This is a genomic window from Flavobacterium frigoris PS1, from assembly GCF_000252125.1.
In the GTDB taxonomy this organism is placed as follows: Bacteria; Bacteroidota; Bacteroidia; order Flavobacteriales; family Flavobacteriaceae; genus Flavobacterium; species Flavobacterium frigoris_A.
On record NZ_AHKF01000014.1, the window covers coordinates 144,976 to 167,785 of the forward strand.

Sequence of the window (22,810 nt, forward strand, 5' to 3'; positions counted from 1 at the left end):
ATCTTTTACTGTCTAAAGAAGCCAGTAAAAGGATGCCTTTACCGTCGGGGCTAAAACTAAAAAAACCTGACTAAATCAATAGTCAGGTTTTTTTTATGTAGATCAATTCTCGTCTGCATATTACAATCCAAAAGCAGTTTTAACTTGCTCAACAAAATCTAATTTCTCCCATGTAAACAATTCAACAGTAACTGTTTTTTCGTTTCCACCTGGAGCTGAGAAAGTTTTTGTAACCGTTTCTGGAGTACGTCCCATGTGCCCGTAAGCAGCAGTTTCGCTATAGATAGGGTTTCTTAATTTTAAACGTTGCTCAATAAAGTAAGGGCGCATATCAAAGATAGCTTCTACTTTTTTAGCAATTTCACCATTAGTCAAGTTTACTTTTGAAGTCCCGTAAGTATCAATAAAAATACCCATTGGTTTCGCTACACCAATAGCATATGAAACCTGAACTAATATTTCCTCAGCAACACCTGCAGCAACAAGATTTTTAGCAATATGACGTGTAGCATAAGCAGCGCTTCTGTCTACTTTACTTGGGTCCTTACCAGAGAAAGCTCCACCACCGTGAGCCCCTTTTCCACCGTAAGTATCAACAATGATTTTTCTTCCCGTCAAACCACTGTCTCCATGAGGTCCACCAATTACAAATTTCCCAGTAGGGTTAATGTGATATTTGATTTTATCGTTGAATAAATGTGCGCTTGAAGGGTTTTTTGCAATGATTCTTGGAATCAAAATTTCGAGGATGTCTTTTTTGATTTTTGCAAGCATAGTGCCTTCTTCATCAAAATCATCATGTTGCGTAGAGATGACAATCGCTTCAATGCGAGTTGGTTTGTTATCGTCGCTATATTCTAATGTTACTTGTGATTTTGCATCTGGACGCAAATAAGTAATTTCATTGTTTTCACGTCTTAGAATAGCCAGTTCTTGCAATAATTTATGTGATAAATCAAGTGCCAATGGCATGTAATTTTCAGTTTCATTAGTTGCGTAACCAAACATCATTCCTTGATCCCCAGCACCCTGGTCTTCAGGATTCGCTCTATCAACACCTTGGTTGATGTCAGCAGATTGCTCGTGGATGGCGGATAAAATGCCACATGAATCTGCTTCAAACATGTATGCGCTTTTGGTGTAACCAATTTTCTTGATGACATCACGTGTTATTTGTTGTACATCTAAGTACGTATTCGATTTTACTTCACCAGCCAGAATTACCTGTCCTGTAGTTACTAATGTTTCACAAGCAACCTTTGAATTGGCGTCAAATGCCAAAAAGTTATCAATTAATGCATCTGAAATTTGATCTGCAATTTTGTCCGGATGTCCTTCACTCACAGATTCTGACGTAAATAAATATGCCATAATAAATATAAATTTAAAATTAGGTGAGAAAAAATAATTGCTAGAAATACTAAAGGAGAGTTTCTGCTTTAGCATTTTTTCTACTGAAAATATTCAGTATTCATAATGAATTTGGTTCATTATGAAGAGGTTGCAATCAGTTCAAATTTTTCCTCTTGTATTCGCGTGCAAATGTATGAAACGATTTTGAATTGCAAATTAATCTTGTCATTTTTTTTTGAGCAATGTTGAGGAGAGCTAATAAATATTTGTTAAGTCATAATTAGCTATTTCATTTAATTCGTAAATGGTTACGACCATTTTTTATAGTAATTACATCTTTGTGCTGCTGTTATTTATACCGGAAAACAGCTATTTTTTTTAATGAGGGTTTTAGTTTTATTGTTTGAAAGCCTTTTGCCAAATGAAACTTCTATTAATTGATATTGTATGTAATTTAGCTTTTTATTAAATTATATTATTATTTATGACTTTTTTCTTAAGTAAATCTCTTAAAAAATGCTTTATAACTGATATTGTGTTAGTTAGTCGAGTTTGTTTTATTGTAAGACCTATGTTTTGTTAAATTTGTTAAGCACAGAAATTAACAATGGTAAAATAGTTTTTCAAGGTTAATTTTCTTTTTTAAAGCAGCAGTGTCCAAATCGTTAAAATAATTGTTTAACTAAAAAATAATTTAATTATGAAAGCAATCGAAGACGGTTTTGTATTGGAAACCACCAATAAAAAGAAACGTAAAACAGAAAGTAATAAATGGGATAAATGTCTTACGGATTACAAGAATTATTTTGAGGAATATAAAAAGCATTACAAAAACTCTCAAAATGGAGATAAATTTTCATTGTCTCAATATCCATATATGAGAGCTAGATGGGAAGTCCTAAAAGAACGTATTATTAAAGCGCATAGCAATAATTCATTGACCAAGAAGCAAATTCAAAAAGTGGTTAATATAAATATGAAAATAGTTAAGATTTACTTTTAGCAACATAGAAGAAGTTGATATAATAGACTATTAAGTGCGCTGGTATAAAAGAATCATAGTTCATAAACAAGGCAAAATACATTTGATGTTTTTTTTGAAAATTCAATTCTTGGCAATAAATTTGATTGTAAGTGCTTTCGGTTCTGTTCATAGATTTAATTCGTAAGAAAACAAACAACTAAAAAATAATTATCATGAAAACACCAAAAAAATTGCTCCCCGATCTTCTAGTCAGGCAAACAAGAGCTGACGATAATAAAGCAACAAGCGAATTGGTTAGCCCGAGGTTCGAAATAAAATCAAGCCCTAGTTTTAAACACAAAAAAGCTTCAAATCCATTATTAGTCCAAATGTATTCTCAAGAAAATGAGATTCTTTTTATCTAAATCAAATAGATATGATTTAGAAGTTTTATTTGGTAAGCGTAGTAAAATAAAATATTTCTATATGGAAGATGATAAATGTAATATGTCTGAAGTTTCACAATAATACCCTGAAAACGATATTGTTTTTGGGGTATTATTTTTTTTAGAGTTATTGGATTTGTTTTTTCGTAAAAACAAAAATCAATTCGTATTAATATTTGGTTGTTTAGAAAAATAGTAGTTAATTTGTCGTATTAAGTTCATCAACGTATTGAAATGTTATAAAGAAAGGACGAGGGATTAGACCCGATGAAGCCTTAGCAACCCTTTGAGAAATCGAAGAAGGTGCTGCATTCTACCACTCCCAAAAGTGGAAAGATAACAACAAGAATTTCTCTAGTATCTGTCTAGTTTTTTCTTTCTAATATTTCCAAATCAAAATCAAAATCAATAAAAGATTTGACATTGGAAAATAAACCAAAACATATTACCATACAAAATTTCACCACTCATAATGGTGCATTATACGCTAGCATTAACTTAAGTTATCAAGTTTTTGGCGCTCCACTGCATACCGCTCCCATTATTGTAATTAATCATGCCTTGACCGGAAATTCCCAAGTTATTGGAGAATCAGGTTGGTGGAATGATATCGTGGGTGTCGATAAAACAATTGATACTAGAAAATATACCATCGTCTCTTTTGACGTTCCCGGTAATGGCTTCAACGCACCTACCATCGAGAATTACAGAGATTTTATTGCAAGAGATATTGCAAGAATTTTTATTGAAGGACTTCGGTTTTTGAAAATCGATAATTTATTTGCACTTATTGGTGGCTCTGTTGGTGGAGGGATTGCCTGGGAAATTTTGGCCTTAGAGCCTAAACTCGCGCAAAACTTTATTCCCATTGCTACTGATTGGAAAGCGACTGACTGGTTGATTGCTAATTGCTATTTGCAAGAACAAATCCTTAATAATTCTAAAAAACCTATTGAAGACGCACGTATTCACGCCATGTTGTGTTACCGAACGCCTGAATCTTTTAAAGAAAAATTTAATAGAAATCTCAATGAACAACTAGAAACGTTCAAAGTAGAAAGTTGGTTGAATTACCATGGAGAAAAATTAGAAAAAAGGTTTCAGCTTTCGGCATATAAAATGATGAACCAATTGTTGAAAACGATTGATATAACTAGGAATCATGAGTCTTTAGAATCGGTTATTTCAAAAGTGGATGCAAACATATACATTGTAGGAATCAATTCGGATTTGTTTTTTACAGCAAAGGAGAATAGAGATACGTACAACGAGATTAAAAAATTTAAAAATAATGTATTCTATAGTGAGATTGACTCACAACATGGGCACGATGCTTTCTTGATGGAATACGAACAATTAGACAATTTGTTAGAAGTTGTTTTCAAAAATAAAAAACAAATGAAAATAGTAAAATTTGGCGGTAAATCTTTAGCTAACGGTGATGGTATCCATAAAGTTTTGGATATTATTGAGGGTAAAATAAAACAAGAAGAGAAAATTGCAATCGTAGTTTCGGCAAGAGGAAAAGCAACAGATGAGCTGGACGACATTCTTACTATTGCAGCCAAAAACGGAAACTATAAGCCACTATTAGAAAGTTTTAAAACCTATCAAAAAGATGGTTTTGATGCGGTTGATTTTTCGATAGAATTTGATAAATTAGATAAACTTTTTGAAGGAGTGAGCCTGATTGGCGATTATAGCGTTAAGATCCAAGACCAGATTTTAGCACATGGTGAATTGCTTTCAGCTAAATTATTAGTGTTTTTGTTGAATCAAAAAGGCATTTCTGCGAAACTAGCAGACACCAGAGAATTAATTATTACCGATTCTAATTTTGGAGATGCGCAACCATTAGATGCTGTTTCAAAGAAAAATATCATCCAGATTTTTAAAGAAAACAAAGATTCTGTTTTGGTGATTACTGGTTTCATTGGTTCGAATGTGAAACACGAAACCACTACCTTGGGAAGAAACGGAAGTAATTATACCGCATCATTGGTTGCTAATTATATCAATGCCGAGGAATTGCAGAACTTCACTCATGTGGACGGAATTTATACTGCCAATCCGGAGTTGGTTCTAGACGCGAAGAAAATTGAATCGTTGTCGTATAACGAGGCAAACGAGATGGCTAATTTTGGTGCGACCATTTTACATGCAAAAACGATTGTTCCGTTGTTGGAAAAAAATATACCGCTTCGAATTCTGAATACATTCAATCACGAAAACAATGGAACGTTAATCACTTCAAATTCGAATGCAGTCGGAATTAAAACATTGTCTGTATTAGAGAATGTGTCTTTGGTAAACTTAGAAGGAAGAGGGCTATTAGGAAAAACAGGTGTTGATGCCCGTATTTTTAGAGTGATGGGGGATAATGATATCAGTGTAAGTATCATTTCTCAAGGTTCTTCAGAAAGAGGAATTGGACTTGTTGTCGCCGCTGATAAAGCTACAAAAGCAATGATCGAATTAGAGAAAGAGTTCGAAAATGATTTCTATTCTAAGGATGTCAATAAGATTACAGTTGTAGACAATGTATCGGTGATTTCGATTATTGGTCAAGATTTAAGCACATTCCATAAGCCTTATACGGCTTTGATTAAAAATAAAATTGTTCCTATTCTTTTCAATAATACGGTTACAGGTAAGAACGTAAGTTTAGTGGTGAAAAAATCAGAACTAAACAAAGCATTAAATGTGATTCACGGAGAGATATTTGGAGTTGCAAAGAAAATCAACATTGCCATTTTTGGGCACGGATTAGTGGGAGGAACCTTAATCAATCAAATTTTAGAATCAGCGGAAGCCATCGAAAAAAGAAAAGACATCAAATTGAATGTTTTTGCTATTGCTAATTCTAGAAGTGTTCTTTTGAATAAAAATGGAGTTTCGGCTAACTGGAAAAACGAAATTCAAACCAACGGCTCTTCTTACACTATTAATGATGTTATCGCTTACGCAAATGAGCACCACTTGGAGAACTTGATTGCGATTGACAATACAGCTAGTGCTGCTTTTGTGGAGAATTATATTCCACTTGCTGAAAGTAGTTTTGATTTGATCTCATCTAATAAAGTGGCAAATACGCTAAGTTATGGTTTTTATAAAGAGTTAAGAAAAGTATTGGCTGACAATCAAAAAAACTATTTGTATGAAACTAATGTAGGAGCTGGGTTACCATTAATTGATACGATAAAATTACTGCATCTTTCGGGTGAAAATATCACAAAAATTAAAGGCGTTTTCTCTGGGACATTGAGTTATTTATTCAATAATTTCTCAGCTAAGGATGTTCCATTTAGTGAAATATTGAAAGAAGCGATCGATAGCGGATTTACTGAGCCCGATCCTAGGGAAGATTTAGGCGGTAATGACGTAGGAAGAAAACTATTGATTCTAGCAAGAGAACTAGACTTACAAAATGAGTTTGAAGAAATTGATATTCAAAATTTAATTCCAGAACACTTACGTGAAGGAAGTGCAGCCGATTTCTTGACTAAGTTGAAAGAGTTTGATCCTATTTATGATAAAATAAAAAAAGATCAAAAGCCCAATCACGTGTTGAGATACATCGGAGAATTGTCTGGAGATTTACAGCATGATAAAGGAATTTTGGAAGTAAAATTAGTTTCCGTACCTTCGGATACCGCTTTAGGTGGTTTGAAAGGTTCCGATTCTTTCTTCGAAATCTACACCGAATCATACGGAGACCGACCGATTGTAATTCAAGGAGCCGGAGCCGGATCAGCAGTTACTGCCAGAGGAGTTTTTGGAGATATCTTGAGATTGTCGGATAAAGGCTAATGATTTAAGATTGTAGAATGACTATTTTGATGTCATATTTAAAAAAAATAAAAATCCGCGTTTAAAATCCGTTTTATCCGCGTTCAAATAAAAAACAAATAATGAAAATCACATTAAATAGAGTAAACGACAATTTCCATTTTGAATTAAAAAACGAACGTGGTCATATTGTAAATGTAGATAGCCGCCCAGAATTTGGTGGCGATGATCAAGGACCAAGCCCAATGGAATTAGTATTAATGGGAGTTGCGGGTTGTAGCGCCATTGATATGATTTCGATTCTAAAAAAACAACGCCAAGAAATTTCTTCTTTCAAAGCAGAGGTTGAGGGAGAACGTGTTCAAGTAGGCGAAGCAAAACCGTTTAAGGACATTCATTTGGTTTTTTACTTAGAAGGAAATATAAAAGAAGACAAAGCCGCAAAAGCAGCCCAGCTTTCGTTTGATAAATATTGCTCGGTTTCTAAAACTTTAGAACCTACGGCAACAATACACTATAAAGTAGTTTTGAATAATGTTGAATTAGCTAAAATTTAAAAATAAAAATTATTGTTTAAGAAAATGTTGTGTGAATTGATTAATTCCAACAACTTGAAACCTTAAACTTGAAACAAAAATATAAAATGAACGAAGAAGAATTTGGTTTTGAAACCGAAGCCATCCGTACCCAATTAGAACGTACGCAATACTTAGAACATTCAGTTCCATTATACTTAACTTCTAGTTTTGTATTTGAAGATGCCGAAGACATGCGTGCTTCATTTGCCGAAGAGAAAGACCGAAATATCTATAGCCGTTACAGCAATCCAAACACCAATGAGTTTGTAGAAAAAGTGTGTAAGATGGAAGGCGCAACGGCTGGTTTTGCCTTTGCCTCTGGAATGGCTGCCGTCTATTCAACCATGGCTGCATTATTGAAATCTGGGGATCATATCGTTTCTTCTAGTAGTGTTTTTGGGGCGACGCACTCGTTGTTTGTGAATTATTTTCCAAAGTGGAATATCGAAACCTCATATTTTGACATCAATAAGCCAGAAACTATTGAAACTTTTATAACTCCTAATACAAAGATTCTTTTTGCGGAATCGCCTACAAATCCAGCGGTCGATATTATTGATTTGGAATTGCTAGGAAATATTGCTAAAAAGCATAATTTGATTTTAATAATCGACAACTGTTTTGCAACACCTTATTTACAGCAACCTATAAAATGGGGAGCGCATTTGGTAGTGCATTCTGCTACAAAGTTAATGGACGGGCAAGGGCGAGTTCTGGGTGGAATAACTGTTGGTGACCCCGAATTGATCCAAAAAATCTATTTGTTTTCTCGACTTACAGGTCCTTCTTTATCTCCGTTTAATGCTTGGGTATTGTCTAAAAGTTTAGAGACATTAGCGATTCGTTTAGACAGACATTGTGAAAACGCATTAAAAGTAGCGGAGTTTTTAGAACAGCACCCTAATGTGAATAAGGTGAAATATCCGTTTTTGAAATCGCATCCTCAATATGAAATTGCACAGAAGCAAATGAAATTGGGTGGTAGTATTGTGGCTTTTGAAATAAAAGGTGGACTAGAAGCGGGAAGAGCATTTTTGGATAGAATAAAACTTTGTTCGCTGTCGCCAAATTTAGGAGATACAAGAACTATTGTGACGCATCCAGCATCAACAACACATAGTAAATTATCAGTTGACGAAAGATTAGCGGTAAGTATTACAGATGGTTTAGTACGTGTTTCAGTAGGATTAGAAACAGTAGCGGATGTTATTGCAGATTTAGAGCAGGCTTTAGCTTAAAGATTTATGAAATTCTATTAACGATTTTTGGTTTCAGATTCTCTGTAAATCAAAAATCGTTTTTTTATGTGAATTAGATGTAAAATAGCATATTTTTGTTGTTATTGAACAGTTAAATGATTTTTTTAAATCAGAAATCATTATTCTTCAATCAAGAATCAAAAATTTGTACCATGCTTTCAAAGAAAACAAAATACGGAATTAAAGCGTTGACTTTTTTGGCTCGCCAAGAAGATCAAACACCGGTCGCTATTGCTGATATTGCAAAAAGCGAAAATATTTCTGTTAAATTTTTAGAAAGTATTTTACTCCTTTTGCGTCATTCCGGTTTTTTGGGTGCCAAGAAAGGAAAGGGAGGTGGTTATTATTTGATAAAAGACCCGAAAGATATTAATATGGCCAAAGTATATCGTATTCTCGAAGGTCCAATTGCTTTGTTACCTTGTGCCAGTCATAATTTTTATGAGAAATGTGATGACTGTAAAGATGAGGTGGCCTGCGCAGTACGTAAATTAATGACTGAAGTACGAGACAATACACTGAAAATCTTAGAAAATAATACGCTGGCAGATATTGCTTTTTAAGCAATTCGATTAAAGTAAATTGCTGATAAAAAAAGAGACCCTTTTATTGTATTAACAATAAAAGGGTCTCTTTTTTGAATTTGTAATTAGAAGTTTAACCTATGAAAACTAGTTTATAGCCTACAAAAAACAACATTATCGCTATTGCATTTCTAAGGAATAAATCAGGCACTTTTCCACTTAACATACTTCCTATGAAAATCCCAGGAAGTGATCCTATTAATAGCTGCCCTAGAAGACCTAAATCTAAATTCCCCATGGTAGCGTGTCCTAAACCTGCTACAAGAGTTAAAGGGACAGCGTGAGCAATCTCAGTACCAACTAGTCTTGGAGTTGCTAAAATAGGGTATAGGAAAAATAAAGTGACCGTTCCTAGAGCTCCTGCGCCTATTGAAGTCAGCGTAACTGTTGCTCCTAGCAATACACCAATGGCAACGGTGAGAACATTTTGTGTTTTACTCTCGCTATGAAATTTATCACCAGAATGTTTTTGAGAAATTATCAATAGTTTCTTTTTGAACAAAACCGCTATCGAGGTTAAGAGTAGTGCCCAACCCAGACTATATTTAATTACTGAGTTTAAAGCAGTGATATCTGTTTTGATACTATGTAAAATCCACAAAGTTAGTAATGCCGCAGGAACACTTCCTAAGGATAGCCAACCAGTAATGGTCCAGTTGATGTTCTTTTTTTTGTGATGCACGTAAATACCTCCCATTTTTGTAAAAGCCGCGTACAATAGATCAGTACCAACAGCTGTTGTTGGCGGAATACCAAACCATAACAATATAGGGGTCATCAAAGAGCCGCCTCCTACACCAGTTAAGCCAACAATGAAACCTACAGTTAAACCGGCGATGACTAATCCTATTTGAAAATCCATAAATGAAGTTTTTGGGACAAAATTACAATTATTTTATAATTATCCTATAGGGAAGGTAGACTAAGTGAAACATAATTGAAAAATTAAATAATTATTAGTGTTTATAGGTTTTAATTAAGAATAATAGTAGCGGAATTAAGATTATTCTTGTATTCAGTAATTTTATTTCCTTAAGGGCTAACGTGCTTTCGTCGAGTCGCTAAGCTGCTGTTGCCTTTTAATGCAGAAAAGTAATTTTTTGTTTTGTAGTTTGGAAATAAGTAGTACTTTTGCGTAGTAATCTACTAAACCGATAGGGTAATGGATTTTATAAAAAAATGATACAATGAGTACAGCAATAGTTCAAATAGTAATAGAGAAAACAAAAGACTTCACAATTGAAGAAACTTTTGCTTTTTTGGCAAATGAATATAAAGATAAAGTGGTGTTTTCGACGTCTTTTGGACAAGAAGACCAAGTGATAACGGCTTTAATTGCTAAAAGTGATGCGGAAATTAAAATTTTTACTTTAGATACAGGTCGTTTGTTTCAAGAAACCTATGATGTTTTTCACAAAACATTAAAGAAGTATAAAAAACACATTGAAGTTTATTTTCCTGAAGCGACTGATGTTCAAAATCTTTTGAATGCAAAAGGACCAAATAGCTTTTACGAGTCGGTTGAAAATAGAAAAGAGTGTTGTTTTATTCGAAAAGTAGCGCCATTAACCAAAGCTTTAAAAGGAAATTCAGTTTGGATTACAGGTTTAAGAGCTGAGCAATCAGAAAATAGAAATGATTTAGATCTTTTTGAATACGATGCGAAGTTCGAAATTATCAAATTCAATCCATTATTAAAATGGACTTTGAAAGAAGTTGAGGATTATTTAGAAGAAAATAATGTACCACAAAATGCATTGCACAAAAAAGGATTTGTAAGCATTGGATGTGCACCTTGTACCAGAGCAATTGCAGAGGGTGAAGATATAAGAGCAGGAAGATGGTGGTGGGAATCAAGTCATAAAGAATGTGGGTTGCACCAGAAGTAATTATAAATTGTGAATTATAAATTATAAATGATTGTTGGAATCTTTAAATTCTTAAATCATTTAATCTTAAAATAATAAAAATGAGTTCAATATTAAAAACAAACGCATTAGAAAGCGAAGCAATATACATTTTCAGAGAAGTTATTTCTCAATTTGATAAGCCTGTATTGCTTTTTTCTGGAGGGAAAGATTCAATTACCTTGGTAAGATTAGCACAAAAAGCATTTTTCCCTGCTAAAATTCCTTTTCCATTATTGCACATAGATACAGGTCATAATTTTCCAGAAACTATTGAATTTAGAGATCGATTGGTTAAAGAATTAGGATTAGAGTTAATCGTTCGAAATGTGCAAGATGCTATTGACGAAGGTAAAGTAGTAGAAGAAACTGGAAAATATTCTAGTAGAAATAGTTTGCAAACTACCACTTTACTTGATGCGATTGAGGAATTCAAGTTTGATGCTTGTATTGGTGGTGCACGTAGAGATGAAGAAAAAGCTAGAGCTAAAGAACGTATTTTCTCGGTTCGTGATGACTTTGGTCAATGGGATGAAAAAAATCAACGTCCTGAATTGTTTGATTTATTGAATGGTAAAATTGAAAACGGACAAAACGTACGTGTTTTTCCTATTTCAAACTGGACAGAATTAGATGTTTGGAGTTATATCGAACAAGAACAAATCGAGATTCCATCCATTTATTTTTCACATAAACGTAAAGTTTTTTTAAGAGATGGTATGATTTGGTCGCACTCTCCATTTGTTTACCAAGAAGAAAATGAAGAAATCGAAGAACGCATTGTTCGTTTTAGAACAGTTGGAGATATGAGTTGTACAGCGGCAGTTGACTCACATGCTGCAACAATTTCAGAAGTTGTAGGTGAAATTAGAATGTCTACTATATCAGAGAGAGGTGCTAGAATTGATGACAAACGTTCTGAGGCAGCAATGGAGAAAAGAAAACAACAAGGGTACTTTTAGCATGAAGTTCTTGAAAATCCTTTGCGGTATATTTCTTTTTAGTATTGGTATAAATGCACAAACAGAGAAAAAGATTGACAAACAAAGCTTACTCTGGACACGATATTGCAATCAGCTGGAATTAAATAACAAATGGTCTGTTCATACTGAGGTTGATAATAGGATTTTTATAAATCCAGTAACGCAAAATATTTTTGTGAGTCGGGTTCAAGTTAGAGATAAGGTCACAGATAAGGTAGAGTTAGGAGCAGGTTTTGCTTATTTCTCAGTGGCAACACAAGATCCTGATATTAAAACTGGTTTTCATATTCCCGAATATCGTTTGCAGCAAGATGCAACCGTGAGGCAAACTTTAGGAAAAGTGAATTTGACGCATCGGTACATGATAGAAGAACGATTTGTTCACAAGGCGAGTAAAGTAATGCTTGAAGATGGAACTACGTTTTATCTCAGATTTAGATATCGTATTCAAGGAGATTATACTTTTTGGAAAAAAGAAAAACAATATCTAAAAGGAATTCTATCCGATGAAATAATGATTAATGGCGGAAACAAAATTATCAAAAACACATTTGATCAAAACCGAGTTTATGTAGCAATGCAAGTAGGAGTGAGTCCAGCAGTTGCATTAGAATTAGGTTACTTAAATAGTTTTCAAGAAAGAGCAAACGGAATAGATTATTTTAATAGAGATATCATCAGATTTAGTTTCATTCATAAAGTTAAGATATAATACAGACTAAGTAATCTGTAGATAAAATAAAAAATAAAACAGTCAGATTTAAAAGTTTGTATAGCGATATTCAATGAAACTTGAAACGGTAAACTTTTAAACTTTAAACAAAAAACAAATGGAAGTTTTAAAAATAGCAACAGCAGGAAGTGTAGATGACGGGAAAAGTACATTAATCGGGAGATTATTATACGATACACAATCTTTGACAACAGATAAACTGGAAGCAATAGAAAAAAGTAGCAAGCAAAAAGGATACGATTATTTAGATTTTTCTTTGGCTACTGATGGTTTAGTTGCTGAGAGAGAACAAGGAATCACGATTGACGTAGCGCATATTTACTTTTCGACTGCTAAGAAAAGTTACATTATTGCTGATACTCCAGGTCACGTTGAGTATACGCGTAACATGGTGACAGGAGCTTCAACTTCGCAAGTATCTATTATTTTAATTGATGCTCGTAAAGGAGTAATTGAGCAAACGTACCGTCACTTTTTTATCAATAATTTATTGAGAGTTAAAGAGGTAATTGTTGCTGTTAATAAAATGGACTTGGTTGATTATTCGGAAAAAGTTTATAATAAAATCAAAGCCGACTTTAAAGCGCTAAATGCAAAAAGTACTTTCAAAGAACAAAACGTAAGTTACATTCCGTTGAGTGCTTTGACGGGAGATAATGTTGTTGAATCATTAGGAGGAATGCCCTGGTATGAAGGCCAAACAATCCTAGAACACCTAGAAGCTTTAGAGCCAGCAGATGTTTATGAAAAAGGAAAGGCACGTTTTCCGGTACAAACTGTTATCCGACCAAAAACAGAAGAATACCATGATTTTAGAGGATATGCTGGAAAATTATATGGGAACAATATTAAAGTTGGAGATGCTGTAACAGTATTACCTTCTTTAACTGAATCGAAAGTAACTAATATCCACTTTTTTGATCAACAATTTGATGAAGCTTCAGTTGGTTCATCGATTACAATTGAATTAGAAAATGATATTAATGTGACTAGAGGTGATATGATCGTAAAATCATCTGAATTGCCTAAAGTGGAGAAAGACATCAATACAACAGTATGCTGGATGGACACTAAAAAGTTGGTTCCAGGGGCAAAGTATTTTGTGCAACACAACACCAACAGAGTTTTGGCCAAAATTGACAGCGTGAAAAACGTAATTGCCACTGATTTCTCAGGAACTACAGAAGCAACTCAATTAGCAATTAACGAAATAGGAGAAGTAAACATCAAGTTAAGCAAAGCAATTTATTTTGATGCTTACAACGATAATAAATCAAATGGTGCCTTTATCTTAATTGATGCGGCAACCAATACAACAGCGGGAGTTGGATTTATCCGTTAGTTTTTGGCTTTAGCCAATAAAAAATCCACATTTAAGAATTATAGCGTGTAGCTAATAAGCCAATACAAATGGAAAGTTTTAGAACCGAAATAGAGAATCCGATTGTTCAAAAAGAGATAATCGATTTAGAAAGAAAAATAGCCTTATTTAAAGACGGTAAAATTGATGACGAACGTTTTCGTAGTCTTCGTTTAGCACGTGGTGTTTACGGTCAGCGTCAAGAAGGGGTACAAATGATTCGTATCAAGTTGCCATTTGGTAAAGTGAGTAGCGAGCAGTTAGTGCGTATTACCAAGGTTTCTGATAAGTATTCGACGGGGCGTTTACACATTACAACACGTCAAGATATCCAAATTCACTATGTGAGTTTAGATAGAACTCCGGAACTTTGGGCACAATTAGCAATCGATGATATCACATTGCGTGAAGCTTGTGGAAATACAGTAAGAAATATTACAGCTAGTGAATTAGCTGGTGTTGATGTTGATGAACCTTTTGATGTGTCGCCGTATGCACACGCCATGTTTCAGTTTTTCTTGAGAAATCCTATTTGTCAAGAAATGGGACGTAAATTCAAAATGTCGTTTTCATCTTCTGATAAAGATACGGCCTTGAGTTACTTGCATGATTTAGGTTTTATTCCAAAAATCGTGAATGGTGAGCGTGGATTTAAAGTAATGATAGGTGGAGGATTGGGTTCACAGCCACATCATGCGGAATTATTATCAGAATTTATTCCGGTGAACCAAATTATTCCAACAACTGAAGGTGTTTTAAGAGTTTTTGATCGTTATGGTGAAAGAGCTAAACGTTTAAAAGCACGTATGAAATTCTTAATTAAAGATATTGGAAGAGACGAATTTTTGAGATTGGTTGACGAAGAGAAAAAAGCATTGTCTTACCAATCATATGAAATTGACACTACTGATTTTGATGGTGCTATTCCAGCTACTTTATTAGAAGTGCCAAAAGTAACTATCGAAGATAGCGCTGCTTTTGAAGCTTGGAAACATTCAAACGTAATCGCTCAAAAACAAGCAGGTTATGTTGCGATTGGTATTAAAGTTCTTTTAGGGGATTTTTATACAGATAAGGCGAGAGCTTTGGCCGAATTAATTAAAAATTATGGAGCTAATGAATTGCGTTTTTCACTAAAGCAAAACATTGTTCTAAGAAATATAAAAGAAGAAAATTTACCTTTCTTCTACCAAGAATTAGCCAAATTAGATTTTGTAGCCTTAGGATATGAAACTATTGGAGATATTACAGCATGTCCAGGAACAGATACTTGTAATTTAGGTATTGCAAGTAGTACTGGAATTGCGGAAGAGTTAGAGAGAGTTTTGAAATTAGAATTTCCTCAGTACAAAGACAATCGCGAAATTACTATTAAAATTAGTGGTTGTATGAATGCTTGTGGGCAACATAATATGTCTCAAATTGGTTTTCAAGGAATGTCTATCAATTCAGGCAAATTGGTAGCTCCAGCCTTACAAGTATTGCTTGGTGGTGGAATTCTAGGAGACGGTAAAGGACGTTTTTCTGATAAAGTAATCAAAGTGCCAAGCCGAAGAGGACCAGATGCATTGCGTTATATCTTAAATGATTTTGAGACAAATGGGAACGGATTATCGTTTTTAGATTATTACGATGCTAAAGGAGAGAAGTATTTTTACGAATTATTGAAACCATTGGCAGATGTCACTAACCTAACAGATGAGGATTTCATTGACTGGGGAAATGCTGATAATTATGTAAAAGCAGTTGGAGTAGGAGAATGTGCTGGAGTTGTAATTGATTTAGTTGCTACATTAATCTTGGAAGCCAAAGATAAATTGACTTTCGCTCAAGAAGCTTTTGAAGATAAAAATTGGGCTGATGCGATTTACCTTGCTTATGCAGGTTTTGTAAATGGAGCAAAAGCATTGTTATTGGCTGAAAACCAAAAAACAAATCACCATGCTGGTATCATCAATTTGTTCGATACTGTTTTTGTTGAAACAAATAAAATTATTTTAGATACTAATTTTAAAGACTTGGTATACCAAATCAATCAAAACGAACCATCTGAAGTATTTGCACAAAAATACATTCAAGAAGCAATTGCGTTTTTTGAAAATATAGAAACATACAGAGCCAAAGACTTAGCTAATGCATAAAACAATAAAACCCATAGTAACTTTAGTAGGAGCAGGTCCTGGAGATCCAGATTTGTTGACCATAAAAGGAGCAAAAGTACTTGCTGAAGCCAATGTGGTTTTATATGATGCTTTAGCTAATGAAGAACTATTAAGCTATGCTCCTAAAAAAGCATTGAAAATATTTGTCGGAAAAAGGAAAGGATGTCACGCTTATACGCAAGACCAAATCAACCAACTAATTGTAGATAACGCCTTGACTTATGGTCATGTCGTTCGTCTTAAAGGTGGAGATCCTTTTATTTTTGGACGAGGAAGTGAAGAAATAGACTATGTAGAAAGTTTTGGAATTCCTACATTTGTTGTTCCAGGAATTTCGTCGTCAATTGCGGTTCCTGCATATCAAGGTATCCCGTTGACAAAAAGAGGTGTTTCGGAGAGTTTTTGGGTAATAACAGGAACAACTTCGGCCCGACAATTATCAACAGATGTGGCCTTGGCGGCACAATCTTCAGCTACTGTAGTGGTGTTGATGGGAATGAGTAAATTAGAAGAAATTGTTGCTATTTTCCAAAAAGAGTCAAAAGGAGAAATCCCCGTTGCAATTATTCAAAACGGAACAACTCCTGAAGAGAAAGTAGGAATCGGTACAATAAATACCATTCAAAAAGTAGTTGCTGATCAGAATTTAAGTTCACCAGCCATTATTGTAATTGGAGCGGTAGTAGGTGATAGCAAGAAAAGGAAAGGGTTTTACAAAGAGTTAAAATCCATTCACAATAAAGAATTAGTTTATGGAAAGGAATGAATTATATCCCATATTTTTAAAACTCAACAATCTTAATGTAATGATTGTAGGAGGCGGAAATGTAGGATTAGAAAAACTTTCATTTTTATTAAAATCCAGTCCTAATGCTAATGTTGAGGTAATAGCACCTCGGTTTTTGCCGGAATTAGAAAGTTTAGCTGGAAAACACGCATCAGTAAAACTGACTTATAGGAAGTTTAATCGCTGGATGCTTCGCAAACGCCACATGGTGATTGCTTGTACGGATGATTTAAAGGTGAATAAAAGAATTTATGATTTGTCTCGAAAAAGATACTTGATTTGCAATATTGCCGATACACCGCCATTATGTGATTATTATTTGGGAGGAATCGTAACCAAAGGGAATGTGAAAATTGCTATTTCAACAAATGGAAAATCACCAACAACAGCCAAAAGATTGCGAGAGTTTTTTGAAGAAGTTATTCCAGAGGACATTAATACAATGGTCGAAAATTTAAACGAATATCGCAAAACATTAAAAGGAGATTTCGAAGAAAAAGTTCAAAAAATGAATGAGATTACAGCTTCTTTGAAGAATAAATAATAAAGTGAGTAGAGGTAGAGCAAAGAAAAATAGAATATAGATCAAAGAGTTTGAATGATATTTATCATTTAATTTACTAAGAATCGTTCGTTACTTTACATCAAAAATAGTTAAGCATAATACATATAAAGAATATAAAATGATTGAAACAGATATCCTTATAATAGGAGCCGGTCCAACTGGTTTATTTGCAGTTTTTGAAGCAGGATTATTAAAATTAAAATGCCATATATTAGATGCTTTGCCACAAGCAGGAGGGCAGTTATCTGAATTATACCCTAAAAAACCAATATACGATATTCCAGGATTTCCGGAAGTATTAGCGGGAGACTTAGTAAATAATCTAATGGAACAAATTAAACAATTTGAGCCAGGATTTACTTTAGGAGAACGTGCTGAAACAATCGTAAAACAAGAAGACGGAAGTTTTATTGTAACTTCAAACGAAGGAACAGAATTTCATGCTAAAGTAGTAGCTATTGCAGGTGGTTTAGGAAGTTTTGAACCTAGAAAACCATTGATCGATGGAATCGCTTTCTATGAAAATAAAGGGATTAAATACTTTATCAAAGATCCAGAAGAGTTTAGAGATAAAAGAGTAGTAATTGCAGGAGGAGGAGATTCAGCGCTTGACTGGAGTATTTTCTTAACAGATGTAGCTTCTGAGGTGACTTTGATTCACCGTCGTAACGAATTCCGTGGCGCATTAGATTCTGTTGAAAAAGTACAGGAGCTAAAAGACTCAGGAAAAATCCGAATGATTACACCAGCTGAGGTAATAGGATTAAACGGGGCAGAGCACATCGAGTCGATCGTTATCGAGGAAAATGGAGCACAAAGAACCATTCCTACAGATTATTTTATTCCGCTTTTTGGTCTTACGCCAAAATTAGGTCCAATAGGAAACTGGGGATTAGAGATAGAGAAAAACGCAATCAAAGTGAACAACTCCTTAGATTATCAAACTAATATTCCAGGTATTTTTGCCATTGGAGATGTTAATACCTATCCAGGTAAACTGAAATTAATCCTTTGTGGTTTCCACGAAGCAACATTAATGTGTCAGGCAGCATACCAAATTATCAATCCAGGGAAACGTTATGTGTTGAAATATACTACAGTTTCAGGTGTTGACGGATTTGATGGAACTCGTAAAGAAGCACCAAAAGCTGTTGTGAAAGCAATAGTTTAACATGTTAGCAATAAAGTAATAGAAAAATATAGCGTTAATACTTGCAAGTATTAGCGCTATGTCTTTTCTTTGCAGTGTTCATATATTTATTGACAGTTATCACGAAAGGCGGAGGGAATGACCCAATGAAACCTTAGCAACCCTTTATCTTTAAAGAAGGTGCTACATTCTACTTTATGTTGAACTTGTTTCAGCATCTAAGATAGATAACACAAGAATACTTCCACAGTATTTCTCAAACCTTTTCTTGACAACATATCGATATTTTTTTTAGAGCGAATGATTGGTGCTTTTTTGCCATCATCCCTCCCGCTTTGCGTTGCAATCTTTTTATTTTTAAAGAAAAAATAAAAAGGATTTTCACTGCAATCGGGGCTAAAGAGAAACAATAGTGAACTTTTGGAATTAATAATCAAAAGTATAGATCCCAATTCATATTGTGATTTACAAGAAATAAAAAGTTATGTCAAGCATTCACGAAGCCATCAAAAAAAACATACTCATCCTCGATGGAGCCATGGGAACCATGTTGCAACGTTACAATTTCTCCGAAGAAGATTTTAGAGGAGAACGTTTCAAGGATTTTCCACATTCTCTAAAAGGGAATAACGATTTATTATCACTCACACAACCACAAGCTATAAAAGCGGTGCATGCTGCTTATTTTGAGGCAGGAGCTGATATTGTTGAAACCAATACCTTCTCAGGAACAACCATCGGAATGGCCGATTACCACCTAGAAGATATTGTTTACGAATTAAATTACGAGTCGGCTAAATTAGCTCGAGAAGTAGCCGATGAATTTACAGCTAAAAATCCAGACAAACCTCGTTTTGTAGCCGGTTCAATAGGACCAACAAACCGTACAGCAAGTATGTCACCAGATGTAAATGATCCTGGTTATAGAGCAGTAACTTTTGATGATTTGCGCATTGCTTATAAGCAACAAGTAGAAGCTTTAATTGATGGAGGAAGTGATTTGCTATTAGTAGAAACTATTTTCGATACCTTAAATGCTAAAGCAGCACTTTTTGCAATAGAAGAAGTAAAAGACGAACGCAATATAGATATTCCCATCATGGTTTCGGGTACAATTACTGATGCTTCAGGACGAACACTTTCTGGGCAAACGGTAGAAGCATTTTTGGTTTCGGTTTCTCATATTCCATTGTTGAGTGTAGGGTTTAATTGTGCTCTTGGAGCTGATTTGTTAAAACCGTATTTGCAGACTTTATCACAAAATACTTCATTCAATGTTTCAGCACATCCTAATGCAGGATTGCCTAATGCATTTGGAGAATATGATGAAACACCAGCAGAAATGCAATCACAAATCAAAACTTATCTAGATGATAATTTAGTTAATATCATCGGTGGATGTTGCGGAACAACCCCAGAACATATTAAATTGATTGCTGATATTGCCAAGGATTACAAACCAAGAGTATCGACGGCTACGATGTAGGTTTTTGTAAGGGAAGAAATTATGATCTAATTATAGATTATTTTTAAGAGAATAAAAAGAGACGGAAAATTTAAAATGAAAGAAGACATCTTTTCGATATATCCAATATTAAAATTAATTGTTGGTATTTTATTCTGTTTAGTTGGAGTAGTTATTTGTTTGAAAAATAAGTTTTATAAGTATGATGCAGATGACATGCTTTTTGCAACTAAACTGAAAATGTTTTTATCGGGTTCATTATTTATTATTATAGGATTCTTCGGATTTGTTAGTTATTTCTTTGAACTATTTTGAATTAAATAAGTTGTATTTAAACAGATAGCGCGTATTTGCAATCCGCGCATACAAATAGAATATTAGATACAGTATGATTTTGTCATTCATTCGAAAGAGGAATAACAAAAATGAAGATGTTATTGGAGGAGTTACTAGATCAGATTGCCTCGTTCCTCGCTAAGACAATTGAAGTGTAATGTATACGTGAGGGATAGCAGCGGAAAGCCCACAGCCTGACGTAGGAAGTGCGAGGACTTGAAGTGAATAGCCCGACCCGTGGTTTTTACGAAGGGTCACGCCCCAAAAAAAAAATAGTTACACCTACATGGTTTTGGAAACCTTGCAGGACAAATAAAAATAAAAAATGGCACAAGCAGAAACTAGAAGAAACCTTGTATTATCAGGATTAGAGCCTTTAATCATTACGCCAGATAGCGTATTTGTGAATATTGGGGAACGTACCAATGTTACAGGTTCTAGAAAATTCCTTCGATTAATTAAGGAAGAAAAATACGAAGAGGCACTTAGCGTCGCAAAGGAGCAAGTGGAAGGCGGCGCGCAAATCATCGATATTAATATGGATGAAGGAATGCTTGATGGCGAATATGCCATGACGAAATTCCTAAATTTGATTGCAGCTGAACCCGATATTTCTCGTGTGCCTATCATGATTGATAGTTCAAAATGGGATATCATCGAGGCAGGACTTAAAGTAGTGCAGGGGAAAAGTGTTGTGAATTCGATTTCGTTAAAAGAAGGTGAAGAACAGTTTATCCATCATGCCAAGTTGATCAAGCGATACGGTGCTGCTGCAATTATTATGGCTTTTGATGAAACGGGGCAAGCGGATAATTACGATCGTCGAGTTGAAATATGCCAGCGTTCGTATGATATTTTGGTAAACAAAGTGGGTTTTCCTCCACAGGATATTATTTTTGATTTAAATATATTTCCGGTTGCGACTGGAATGGAAGAGCATCGCTTGAATGCTTTGGATTTCTTTAGAGGAACCAAATGGGTTCGCGAAAATTTACCTCACGCACATATTAGTGGTGGAGTGAGTAATGTTTCATTTTCATTTAGAGGAAATGATACAGTTAGAGAAGCGATGCATTCGGTTTTCTTGTATCATGCAATTCAAAACGGAATGACGATGGGAATCGTAAATCCAGAAATGCTTTCTATCTATGATGAAATTCCAAAAGATTTATTGGAACGCGTTGAAGATGTAATTCTGAATAGAAGAGACGATGCTACTGAAAGATTATTGGATTTTGCTGAAAATGTAAAAGGAGATATAAAGAGTAATGAAAAGGCAATCCAAGAATGGCGCTCGGGAACGATTCAGGAACGATTGACACATTCATTGGTAAAAGGAGTGGATGAATTTATTCTGTTAGATATTGAAGAAGCCCGACTTGCAGCTACAAAACCTATCGAAGTTATCGAAATTAACTTGATGACTGGAATGAATGTAGTTGGAGATTTATTTGGTTCAGGGAAAATGTTTTTGCCACAAGTGGTGAAATCGGCACGTGTGATGAAAAAAGCCGTGGCGTATTTATTGCCATTTATTGAAGCAAGTAAACAAGCTGGTGACAAACAAGGGAATGGTAAAATCTTGATGGCAACTGTAAAAGGAGATGTACATGATATTGGTAAAAATATTGTTTCTGTAGTGTTAGCTTGCAATAACTATGAGATCGTAGATTTAGGAGTTATGGTGCCTCCTGAAAAAATTATTGCAGCTGCGATAGAGCACAATGTAGATATTATTGGTTTAAGTGGTTTGATTACTCCTTCACTTGATGAAATGGTTTATCTCGCTAAGGAATTAGATAAAAAAGGGATGAAAATTCCAATAATGATAGGTGGAGCAACAACATCGCGTGCGCACACTGCCGTGAAAATTGCGCCTCAATATAGAGAAACAGTTATTCATGTTAATGATGCTTCGAGAGCCGTAACGGTTGCTGGAAGTTTGTTGAACAAGGATAAAAAAATATATGCGAGTGATATTAGAGCAGAATATGATGCGTTTAGAGAGACGTTTTTGAACCGTTCGCGCGACAAAAATTTCTTGACCATTGAACAAGCTCGTAAAAATAAATTGCAATTGGATTGGGATAATTTTACTCCTGTGAAACCAAATGTATTGGGTGAACAAGTGATCGAAGTAGAATTAGACGTATTGGTTCCTTACATTGACTGGACTCCATTTTTTAGAACTTGGGAATTGTTTGGTAAATACCCAGCGATTTTGACGGATGAAGTGGTTGGAGAACAGGCGACTTCTGTTTTTGCAGATGCCAATGAAATGTTAGGGGTCATTTTGAAAGAAAAGAAACTGACAGCCAAAGGAATCTACGGAATTTTCCCTGCAAACCAAGTTAACGATGACGATATTGAACTGTACGAAGCCCCCCCC

Annotated in this window: 19 protein-coding genes and 2 riboswitches; of the genes, 17 read left to right on the top strand and 2 right to left on the bottom strand. The window is 34.6% G+C overall.

Annotation, left to right across the window (positions count from 1 at the left end):
- Nucleotides 1-120: 120 nt before the first annotated feature.
- A complete protein-coding gene (gene metK / locus HJ01_RS05230) occupies nucleotides 121-1,371 on the bottom strand; it encodes a methionine adenosyltransferase (protein WP_007137275.1) in 1,251 nt (416 codons plus the stop codon).
- Nucleotides 1,372-2,053: 682 nt separating this feature from the next.
- Here metK and HJ01_RS05235 point away from each other — a divergent pair.
- The 6 genes from HJ01_RS05235 (at nucleotide 2,054) to HJ01_RS05260 (ending at nucleotide 8,952) form a co-directional block, all read left to right on the top strand.
- Complete coding sequence (locus HJ01_RS05235) at nucleotides 2,054-2,356, top strand: hypothetical protein (RefSeq protein WP_007137276.1); 303 nt, start codon at nucleotides 2,054-2,056, stop codon at nucleotides 2,354-2,356.
- Between the two features lie 194 nt (nucleotides 2,357-2,550).
- Nucleotides 2,551-2,742, top strand: a complete 192-nt coding sequence (locus HJ01_RS05240) for a hypothetical protein (RefSeq protein ID WP_007137278.1) — start codon at nucleotides 2,551-2,553, stop codon at nucleotides 2,740-2,742.
- 255 nt (nucleotides 2,743-2,997) lie between these two features.
- A riboswitch (SAM riboswitch) is annotated at nucleotides 2,998-3,106 on the top strand.
- Between the two features lie 80 nt (nucleotides 3,107-3,186).
- Nucleotides 3,187-6,573 carry a bifunctional aspartate kinase/homoserine dehydrogenase I gene (thrA, locus tag HJ01_RS05245; protein WP_007137279.1) on the top strand — a complete coding sequence of 1,129 codons (3,387 nt, stop codon included), beginning with the start codon at nucleotides 3,187-3,189 and terminating at the stop codon, nucleotides 6,571-6,573.
- A 101-nt stretch (nucleotides 6,574-6,674) separates the two neighbouring features.
- Nucleotides 6,675-7,109, top strand: coding sequence for an OsmC family protein (locus tag HJ01_RS05250; protein ID WP_007137280.1), 435 nt, complete (start codon nucleotides 6,675-6,677; stop codon nucleotides 7,107-7,109).
- 86 nt (nucleotides 7,110-7,195) lie between these two features.
- On the top strand, nucleotides 7,196-8,368 hold the full coding sequence (locus HJ01_RS05255; protein ID WP_040473709.1) for a trans-sulfuration enzyme family protein: 1,173 nt from the start codon (nucleotides 7,196-7,198) through the stop codon (nucleotides 8,366-8,368).
- Between the two features lie 173 nt (nucleotides 8,369-8,541).
- Nucleotides 8,542-8,952, top strand: a complete 411-nt coding sequence (locus HJ01_RS05260) for an RrF2 family transcriptional regulator (RefSeq protein WP_007137282.1) — start codon at nucleotides 8,542-8,544, stop codon at nucleotides 8,950-8,952.
- Nucleotides 8,953-9,046: 94 nt separating this feature from the next.
- Here HJ01_RS05260 and HJ01_RS05265 read toward each other — a convergent pair whose 3' ends face one another.
- Entirely contained in the window at nucleotides 9,047-9,835 is a 789-nt protein-coding gene (locus HJ01_RS05265) for a sulfite exporter TauE/SafE family protein (protein ID WP_007137283.1), read from the bottom strand.
- A 325-nt stretch (nucleotides 9,836-10,160) separates the two neighbouring features.
- Between HJ01_RS05265 and HJ01_RS05270 the strand changes: the two genes are divergently transcribed.
- The 11 genes from HJ01_RS05270 to HJ01_RS05320 all read left to right on the top strand — a co-directional run.
- Nucleotides 10,161-10,862 carry a phosphoadenylyl-sulfate reductase gene (locus HJ01_RS05270; RefSeq protein ID WP_007137284.1) on the top strand — a complete coding sequence of 234 codons (702 nt, stop codon included), beginning with the start codon at nucleotides 10,161-10,163 and terminating at the stop codon, nucleotides 10,860-10,862.
- An 80-nt stretch (nucleotides 10,863-10,942) separates the two neighbouring features.
- Complete coding sequence (gene cysD / locus HJ01_RS05275; RefSeq protein WP_007137285.1) at nucleotides 10,943-11,842, top strand: sulfate adenylyltransferase subunit CysD; 900 nt, start codon at nucleotides 10,943-10,945, stop codon at nucleotides 11,840-11,842.
- Nucleotides 11,787-12,575 (top strand): DUF2490 domain-containing protein, encoded by a 789-nt coding sequence (locus HJ01_RS05280; RefSeq protein WP_238531069.1) that lies wholly within the window; start codon nucleotides 11,787-11,789, stop codon nucleotides 12,573-12,575. The genes cysD and HJ01_RS05280 overlap by 56 nt, the downstream gene beginning before the upstream one ends.
- Before the next feature lie 118 nt (nucleotides 12,576-12,693).
- Complete coding sequence (locus HJ01_RS05285) at nucleotides 12,694-13,938, top strand: sulfate adenylyltransferase subunit 1 (RefSeq protein WP_007137287.1); 1,245 nt, start codon at nucleotides 12,694-12,696, stop codon at nucleotides 13,936-13,938.
- A gap of 68 nt (nucleotides 13,939-14,006) precedes the next feature.
- Nucleotides 14,007-16,097, top strand: a complete 2,091-nt coding sequence (locus HJ01_RS05290) for a HEPN domain-containing protein (protein ID WP_007137288.1) — start codon at nucleotides 14,007-14,009, stop codon at nucleotides 16,095-16,097.
- Nucleotides 16,090-16,884, top strand: coding sequence for a uroporphyrinogen-III C-methyltransferase (gene cobA, locus HJ01_RS05295; RefSeq protein WP_007137289.1), 795 nt, complete (start codon nucleotides 16,090-16,092; stop codon nucleotides 16,882-16,884). The genes HJ01_RS05290 and cobA overlap by 8 nt, the downstream gene beginning before the upstream one ends.
- Nucleotides 16,871-17,449, top strand: a complete 579-nt coding sequence (locus HJ01_RS05300) for a bifunctional precorrin-2 dehydrogenase/sirohydrochlorin ferrochelatase (protein WP_007137290.1) — start codon at nucleotides 16,871-16,873, stop codon at nucleotides 17,447-17,449. The genes cobA and HJ01_RS05300 overlap by 14 nt, the downstream gene beginning before the upstream one ends.
- Before the next feature lie 139 nt (nucleotides 17,450-17,588).
- Nucleotides 17,589-18,641 (top strand): NAD(P)/FAD-dependent oxidoreductase, encoded by a 1,053-nt coding sequence (locus tag HJ01_RS05305; RefSeq protein WP_007137291.1) that lies wholly within the window; start codon nucleotides 17,589-17,591, stop codon nucleotides 18,639-18,641.
- A gap of 93 nt (nucleotides 18,642-18,734) precedes the next feature.
- A riboswitch (SAM riboswitch) is annotated at nucleotides 18,735-18,854 on the top strand.
- Between the two features lie 250 nt (nucleotides 18,855-19,104).
- A complete protein-coding gene (locus tag HJ01_RS05310; protein WP_007137293.1) occupies nucleotides 19,105-20,106 on the top strand; it encodes a homocysteine S-methyltransferase family protein in 1,002 nt (333 codons plus the stop codon).
- Nucleotides 20,107-20,181: 75 nt separating this feature from the next.
- Nucleotides 20,182-20,400 (top strand): hypothetical protein, encoded by a 219-nt coding sequence (locus HJ01_RS05315; protein WP_007137294.1) that lies wholly within the window; start codon nucleotides 20,182-20,184, stop codon nucleotides 20,398-20,400.
- 346 nt (nucleotides 20,401-20,746) lie between these two features.
- The coding region (locus HJ01_RS05320) for a dihydropteroate synthase (RefSeq protein WP_081478702.1) at nucleotides 20,747-22,810 on the top strand (2,064 nt) is incomplete at its 3' end.

Coding starts and splice junctions, on each gene's coding strand:
- metK (WP_007137275.1), bottom strand. CDS start 1,371: ATGGCATATTTATTTACGTCAGAATCTGTGAGTGAAGGACATCCGGAC.
- HJ01_RS05235 (WP_007137276.1), top strand. CDS start 2,054: ATGAAAGCAATCGAAGACGGTTTTGTATTGGAAACCACCAATAAAAAG.
- HJ01_RS05240 (WP_007137278.1), top strand. CDS start 2,551: ATGAAAACACCAAAAAAATTGCTCCCCGATCTTCTAGTCAGGCAAACA.
- HJ01_RS05250 (WP_007137280.1), top strand. CDS start 6,675: ATGAAAATCACATTAAATAGAGTAAACGACAATTTCCATTTTGAATTA.
- HJ01_RS05255 (WP_040473709.1), top strand. CDS start 7,196: ATGAACGAAGAAGAATTTGGTTTTGAAACCGAAGCCATCCGTACCCAA.
- HJ01_RS05260 (WP_007137282.1), top strand. CDS start 8,542: ATGCTTTCAAAGAAAACAAAATACGGAATTAAAGCGTTGACTTTTTTG.
- HJ01_RS05265 (WP_007137283.1), bottom strand. CDS start 9,835: ATGGATTTTCAAATAGGATTAGTCATCGCCGGTTTAACTGTAGGTTTC.
- HJ01_RS05270 (WP_007137284.1), top strand. CDS start 10,161: ATGAGTACAGCAATAGTTCAAATAGTAATAGAGAAAACAAAAGACTTC.
- cysD (WP_007137285.1), top strand. CDS start 10,943: ATGAGTTCAATATTAAAAACAAACGCATTAGAAAGCGAAGCAATATAC.
- HJ01_RS05280 (WP_238531069.1), top strand. CDS start 11,787: ATGACAAACGTTCTGAGGCAGCAATGGAGAAAAGAAAACAACAAGGGT.
- HJ01_RS05285 (WP_007137287.1), top strand. CDS start 12,694: ATGGAAGTTTTAAAAATAGCAACAGCAGGAAGTGTAGATGACGGGAAA.
- HJ01_RS05290 (WP_007137288.1), top strand. CDS start 14,007: ATGGAAAGTTTTAGAACCGAAATAGAGAATCCGATTGTTCAAAAAGAG.
- cobA (WP_007137289.1), top strand. CDS start 16,090: ATGCATAAAACAATAAAACCCATAGTAACTTTAGTAGGAGCAGGTCCT.
- HJ01_RS05300 (WP_007137290.1), top strand. CDS start 16,871: ATGGAAAGGAATGAATTATATCCCATATTTTTAAAACTCAACAATCTT.
- HJ01_RS05305 (WP_007137291.1), top strand. CDS start 17,589: ATGATTGAAACAGATATCCTTATAATAGGAGCCGGTCCAACTGGTTTA.
- HJ01_RS05310 (WP_007137293.1), top strand. CDS start 19,105: ATGTCAAGCATTCACGAAGCCATCAAAAAAAACATACTCATCCTCGAT.
- HJ01_RS05315 (WP_007137294.1), top strand. CDS start 20,182: ATGAAAGAAGACATCTTTTCGATATATCCAATATTAAAATTAATTGTT.